Origin of the sequence: Dietzia sp. B19, from assembly GCF_014145155.1 — a bacterium.
In the GTDB taxonomy this organism is placed as follows: Bacteria; Actinomycetota; Actinomycetes; order Mycobacteriales; family Mycobacteriaceae; genus Dietzia; species Dietzia natronolimnaea.
The window spans coordinates 1-5,203 of record NZ_JAALED010000290.1 but is presented as its reverse complement, the minus strand read 5'-3'; the positions used below and the strand labels follow the sequence as shown (position 1 = coordinate 5,203).

The following is a 5,203-nucleotide window of genomic DNA, read 5'->3' as shown; positions in this document are numbered from 1 at the left end:
GGCAGGACGGCGCGGCCGTCGGGGCGGTCGAGGACCTCGACGCGGGCGTCGTACACCTCCGCCACCCGTTCGACGGTGAGCACGTCCTCCCCGGTGCCGTCGGCGACGATCCGGCCCTCGTCGAGCAGGACCACGCGTTCGCCGTAGTGCGCCGCGGAGGTGAGGTCGTGCATGGCGGCCACCACGGTGAGTCCGCTCTCGCGTCGCATCGAGTCGACCAGCTCGAGAACCTGCTGTTGGTGCCCGATGTCGAGGGCGCTCGTCGGCTCGTCCAACAACAACACCCGGGGCTCCTGTGCCAGCGCCCGGCCCAGGACCACCCGCTGGAGCTCGCCCCCGGACAGCGTGGTCGCGATGCGCGGGGCGAGGTCGTGCAGCGCGAGTCTGTCGATCACTCCCTCGACGACCTCGTGGTCGTGGGGCGACTCGGTGCCGAAGCGGGGGATGTGGGGTGTGCGGCCCAGCCGGATCAGCTCCCGTGCGCTCACGCCCTCGGGCACGACCGGGCGTTGCGGCATGAGCGCCACCATCCGGGCGACCCGCCGTCGCCCGGCCCTCCGTGGCGACAGACCCATGACCTCGACCTCCCCACGGGACGGGATGAGCCCGGCCATGGCGTAGAGCAGCGTGGTCTTGCCCGAGCCGTTCGGCCCGACCAGGGAGATCCAGGTCCCGGTGGGCACGACCAGGTCGATCCCGTGAAGGACGGGCACGGCGTCACGGGCCACATGGAGACCGCGGCAGGACAGGGCTTCGCCGGCGTCCGGGGTGGAGGTCATATGAGCCCCCGGCTCCGACGCAGGACGAACAGGAAGAACGGGGCCCCGATCGCCGCCGTCACGACCCCGATCGGCAGCTCGGCCGGGCTCACCGCGGTGCGGGCCACGATGTCGGCCAGGACGAGGAAACTCGCGCCGACCAGTAGGGACAGCGGTAGGAGCAACCGGTGGCCCGGGCCGATCACCATCCGCACGGCGTGCGGGATCACGATGCCGACGAACCCGATCAGGCCGCTCACGGACACGACCGCGGCGGTGCCCAGCGTGGCGACGCTGATGAGCACCAGCCGCACCCGGGCCGGGGCGATGCCGAGGGTGGAGGCCTCGACGTCACCCACCGCCATCACGTCGAGGGTGCGCCGGAACAGGGCGATCACCGCGACCGAGACCAGGACGTACGGCAGCACGGTCAGCACCTCGGACCAGCCGCTGGTCGTGAGCCGGCCGAGCATCCACGAGTACACCTGCCTCAGGGTCTCGTCGTTGCGCTGCATGAAGAAGGTCTGGATGGCACTCGCGAACGCGGCGACCGCGACTCCCGCGAGGATGATCACGACCTCGGTCCGACCGCCACCGACACTGCGGCCGAGGGTGTAGGTGGCCATCACCGCGATCATGCCGCCGACGAACGCCGCCGGGGGCACCATCGCCGAACCCATGGCCCCGCCCACGACGATCGCCAGCGTCGCGCCGAGCCCGGCGCCGCTGGAGACACCCAGGAGATAGGGGTCGGCGAGCGGGTTGCGGAACACGCCCTGATAGGTCGCGCCGGCGATCGCCAACATCGCGCCGACGATCCCGCCGAGCACGACCCGCGGGATCCGGATCTCCCACAGGATCACCTGCTGGCGAGGCGAGAACCCCGAGTCGACGTGCACGAACGGCAGTCGCCCGACCAGCTCGAGCAGGACTCCCCGCGGGGTGAGGTCGGCGGGACCGACCAGCGTGCCCGCCACCAGCGCCACGAGGAAGAGCACTGTCGCTCCGCCCAACACCAGGGCGTGGCGGGGCGACGCACGGGTCACGAGGCAGGTTCCCTCTCGGGCTGTGAGTCGTTCACAGTCAGTGTGGAGATGATCCCGGCCACCTCACGCATGAAGTCCACCACGCGCGGGCCCCACCGGCTGGCCAGGTCCTCGTCGACCACGAAGACGCGGTCCTGCCTGACCGCGGCGAGCTCGCCCCAGCCGGGACGCTCGGCCACGACCTCCGGGGTGATCCCGCAGCACTGCCCGTCGGCGAGCATCACCAGGTCGGGGTCCGCCTCGAGGATCAGTTCCTCGGACAGCTGCGGGTAGGCGTCCTCGCCGGTCGCGATGGAGGTCAGCCCCAACAGGGAGTACACCTCGCCGATGTACGTGTCGTCGGTGACGGTGTAGTAGGTGTCGTCGAGCTCGTGGAAGTAGGTCAGCGGGGTCTCACGCCGGGGGACCGAGGCCACGATCTCGTCGATCTCGCCCCGCATCCGCGAGACCAGCTCGGCGGCCTCGCCGACCGTGCCGGTGGCCGCGCCGACCTGTTCGATCTGGGTGTAGGTGTCGTCCAGGGTCCGTGCGGCGGGGAGCAGCAGGACCTCGACCCCGGACCTCTCGAGACCGGAGACGATGTCGCCGGTGTCGTCCGTGGCCACGACCAGGTCCGGCTGGTACCCGAGGATCGCCTCGAGGTTCGGGGTGTAGCCCGACAGGTCGGTGACCGGCGCATCGGCGGGATAGTTCGAGCGTTCGTCCACCGCGACCACCCGGTCGCCGGCACCCACGGCGTAGAGCATCTCGGTGGTGGTGGGGCTGAGCGAGATGATCGCCTGCGGCTCGCCGGAGGCGGCGGCGCCGCCGGTCTGGTCTGCCTCCGGGTCGTCCGCCCCGGAGCAGGCTGAGGCGATCAGCGCGACTGCGGTGAGGACGGCGGCGAACCGGGAGCGGGCTCGGGGCGTGGTCCGGGCTCGAGACAGGTGCATGACATCCTCCGGGGATCGCCAGGACGAAAGCAGCTCGGCAGCGACGCGGACGCCGCGGCACGCAACCGTCCTTCGTGCGAGGTCAGTTCGTACGGTGCCGCGGTACCGGCCGACCCGGCGCGCCCGCTCGGGGCGGGATCACAGTTGCGCGGGCATCGTCGGATTCACACCGACTTCCGCCGGGCACCACGGGTGTCCGGCGGGGGAGCCGGACCCTCCGAGGGTAGCCGACCCCCGGGTCGACGGCAGGATGGGCCGTGACCACCCTCCGACACCCACCGACAGGAAGGACCACGAGATGACGACGACGAACGGTTCAGGCGAGGGGCCTTCGGCCGCGGAACTCCGGTCGCGGGGTTTCGCGACCCGGCGCGGGGTGATGGGCGACGCCTTCGTGGACCGCGCGATGGGCCGGGCCGAGGGGACCGCCTCCGAGGCCCTCCAGTACGTGGTCACCGAGAACGTGTGGGGGAATATCTGGGACCGCCCGGGACTCGGGCGCCGCGACCGCAGCCTGTTGAACATCGGCATGCTCGTGGCGTTGCGGGCGAACGCCGAGTTGGCCGGTCACGTGCGCGGCGGCCTGACCAACGGCCTCACCCGCGAGGAGATCACCGAGGCCGTGATCCACGCCTCGGGGTACTGCGGGGCGCCGGCGGCCCTCTCGGCCATGAAGACGGTCCAGGAGGTCTTCGACGCCCTCGACGGCAGGTAGGGTTGTGTCCAGAAGTGACCCCCGACACCCCCCTGAGTGAGGAGCCCCTCGCATGCGCAGCACCATGCAGCCGGAACAGCTGAACATCAGTACCATCCTGACGTTCGGCGCGACCGTCCACTCGGACGCGGTCGTCACCACCTGGACCGATCAGGGCCCGCGGAAAGTCACGTTCGGCGAACTCGGGAAGCGGGCGGCCCAGCTCGCCCACGGGCTGCGTTCGCTCGGGATCGACGCAGACCAGCGCGTCGCGACGTTCCAGTGGAACAACTCGGAGCACATGGAGGCCTACCTGGCCATCCCGTCGATGGGCGCGGTGCTCCACCCCCTGAACATCCGGCTGTTCCCGGACCAGCTCGAGTTCGTGGCCAACCACGCCGAGGACAAGGTCGTCATCGTCGACCCGAGCCTGATCCCGCTCCTGCAGCCCCTGCTGCCGCGGTTCTCGACCGTCGAGCACGTGATCGTCACCGGCGGCGGTGCGGCGAACCTCGAGGCCCCGGAGGGCGTGCAGGTGCACGACTACGAGGCGCTTCTGGCGGCCCAGCCCACCGAGTTCGAGTGGCCCGAGGTCGACGAGAACTCCGGCGCCGCGATGTGTTACACCTCGGGCACCACGGGCGATCCGAAGGGCGTCGTCTACTCGCACCGGTCGATCTACCTCCACTCGATGCAGGTGTGCATGTCGGACGGGATGGACATCTCGCTCGACGACAACGTGCTGGCGATCGTCCCCATGTTCCACGCGATGTCGTGGGGGCTGCCGTACGCGGCGTTCCTGGTGGGTGCCTCACTGCTCATGCCCGAGCGCTTCCTGCAGCCCGAGCCGCTGGCCGCGATGATCGCCTCCGAGCGGCCGACCCTGGCCGCCGCCGTCCCCACGATCTGGCAGGCCGTGGACGCGTACAGCGTCGATCACCCGATCGACATGTCGAGCTTCCGTGCCGTGGTCGTGGGCGGCAGCTCCTGCCCGCCCGCGCTGATCCGCAAGTTCAAGGAGAACTACGGGATCAACATCATCCACGCGTGGGGCATGACGGAGACCTCGCCCATCGGCACGCTGTCGCGGCCGAAGGCGGACCTGCCGGAGGAGAAGCAGTTCGACCTGCGCACCACGCAGGGCCGGTTCATCGCGGGGGTCAAGGCCCGGATCGTCGACGACGCCGGCCAGGAAATGCCCTGGGACGGCGAGTCCGTGGGTGAGCTCCAGGTGCGCGGCCCCTGGATCACGGGCAGCTACTACAAGGTGGAGAACTCCGACTCGTTCGACGACGGCTGGCTGCGCACCGGCGACGTCGGCTACGTCCGCCCCGAGGCGTTCCTGCAGCTCACCGACCGTGCCAAGGACATCATCAAGTCCGGCGGCGAGTGGATCTCCTCCGTGGAGGTGGAGAACTACCTCCTCGAGCACCCAGCCGTGGCCGAGGCGGCCGTGATCGGGATCCCCGACCCCAAGTGGGACGAGCGCCCGCTGGCCACGATCGTGGTCAAGGAGGGCGTGGCCGACCCCGACGTCGAGGACCTGCGCGCGCACCTCGAGTCCAGGATGGCCAAGTGGCAGGTGCCGGAGAAGTTCGCGTTCGTCGACGAGATCCCCAAGACCTCCGTCGGCAAGCTCGACAAGAAGCGCATCCGCGTCTCGCACTCCGACGGTGAGCTCACGGTGGTCAACGCCCTGGAGAAGTAGCCCCCGGTCGGGCCGCCCCACCGGTCCGGTCCCGCCCCAACGAGAAGAGCGTTCCGCACACATCG

At 70.4% G+C, this 5,203-nt stretch carries 5 protein-coding genes; 2 read left to right on the top strand and 3 right to left on the bottom strand.

The window, feature by feature from the left end; all coding sequences use genetic code 11:
* The 3 genes from G6020_RS09050 to G6020_RS09040 all read right to left on the bottom strand — a co-directional run.
* On the bottom strand, positions 1-779 hold a 779-nt coding region (locus tag G6020_RS09050; protein WP_182610387.1), incomplete at its 3' end, for an ABC transporter ATP-binding protein.
* Positions 776-1,804 (bottom strand): iron ABC transporter permease, encoded by a 1,029-nt coding sequence (locus G6020_RS09045; RefSeq protein WP_179523768.1) that lies wholly within the window; start codon positions 1,802-1,804, stop codon positions 776-778. The genes G6020_RS09050 and G6020_RS09045, both read right to left, overlap by 4 nt.
* Complete coding sequence (locus G6020_RS09040) at positions 1,801-2,736, bottom strand: ABC transporter substrate-binding protein (RefSeq protein ID WP_182610386.1); 936 nt, start codon at positions 2,734-2,736, stop codon at positions 1,801-1,803. Before G6020_RS09040 ends, G6020_RS09045 begins: the two co-directional genes overlap by 4 nt.
* 298 nt (positions 2,737-3,034) lie before the next feature.
* On the opposite strand from G6020_RS09040, the gene G6020_RS09035 reads away from it, so the two are divergent.
* Complete coding sequence (locus tag G6020_RS09035) at positions 3,035-3,451, top strand: carboxymuconolactone decarboxylase family protein (RefSeq protein WP_179523766.1); 417 nt, start codon at positions 3,035-3,037, stop codon at positions 3,449-3,451.
* Positions 3,452-3,503: 52 nt separating this feature from the next.
* The gene (locus G6020_RS09030; RefSeq protein WP_182610385.1) at positions 3,504-5,138 is read left to right on the top strand and encodes a long-chain fatty acid--CoA ligase; all 1,635 of its coding nucleotides are present in this window, start codon (positions 3,504-3,506) and stop codon (positions 5,136-5,138) included.
* Positions 5,139-5,203: the final 65 nt, after the last annotated feature.

What these genes read in the sequence shown, in the direction of transcription:
- G6020_RS09040 (WP_182610386.1), bottom strand. Translation starts at nt 2,736, where the DNA reads ATGCACCTGTCTCGAGCCCGGACCACGCCCCGAGCCCGCTCCCGGTTC.
- G6020_RS09035 (WP_179523766.1), top strand. Translation starts at nt 3,035, where the DNA reads ATGACGACGACGAACGGTTCAGGCGAGGGGCCTTCGGCCGCGGAACTC.
- G6020_RS09030 (WP_182610385.1), top strand. Translation starts at nt 3,504, where the DNA reads ATGCGCAGCACCATGCAGCCGGAACAGCTGAACATCAGTACCATCCTG.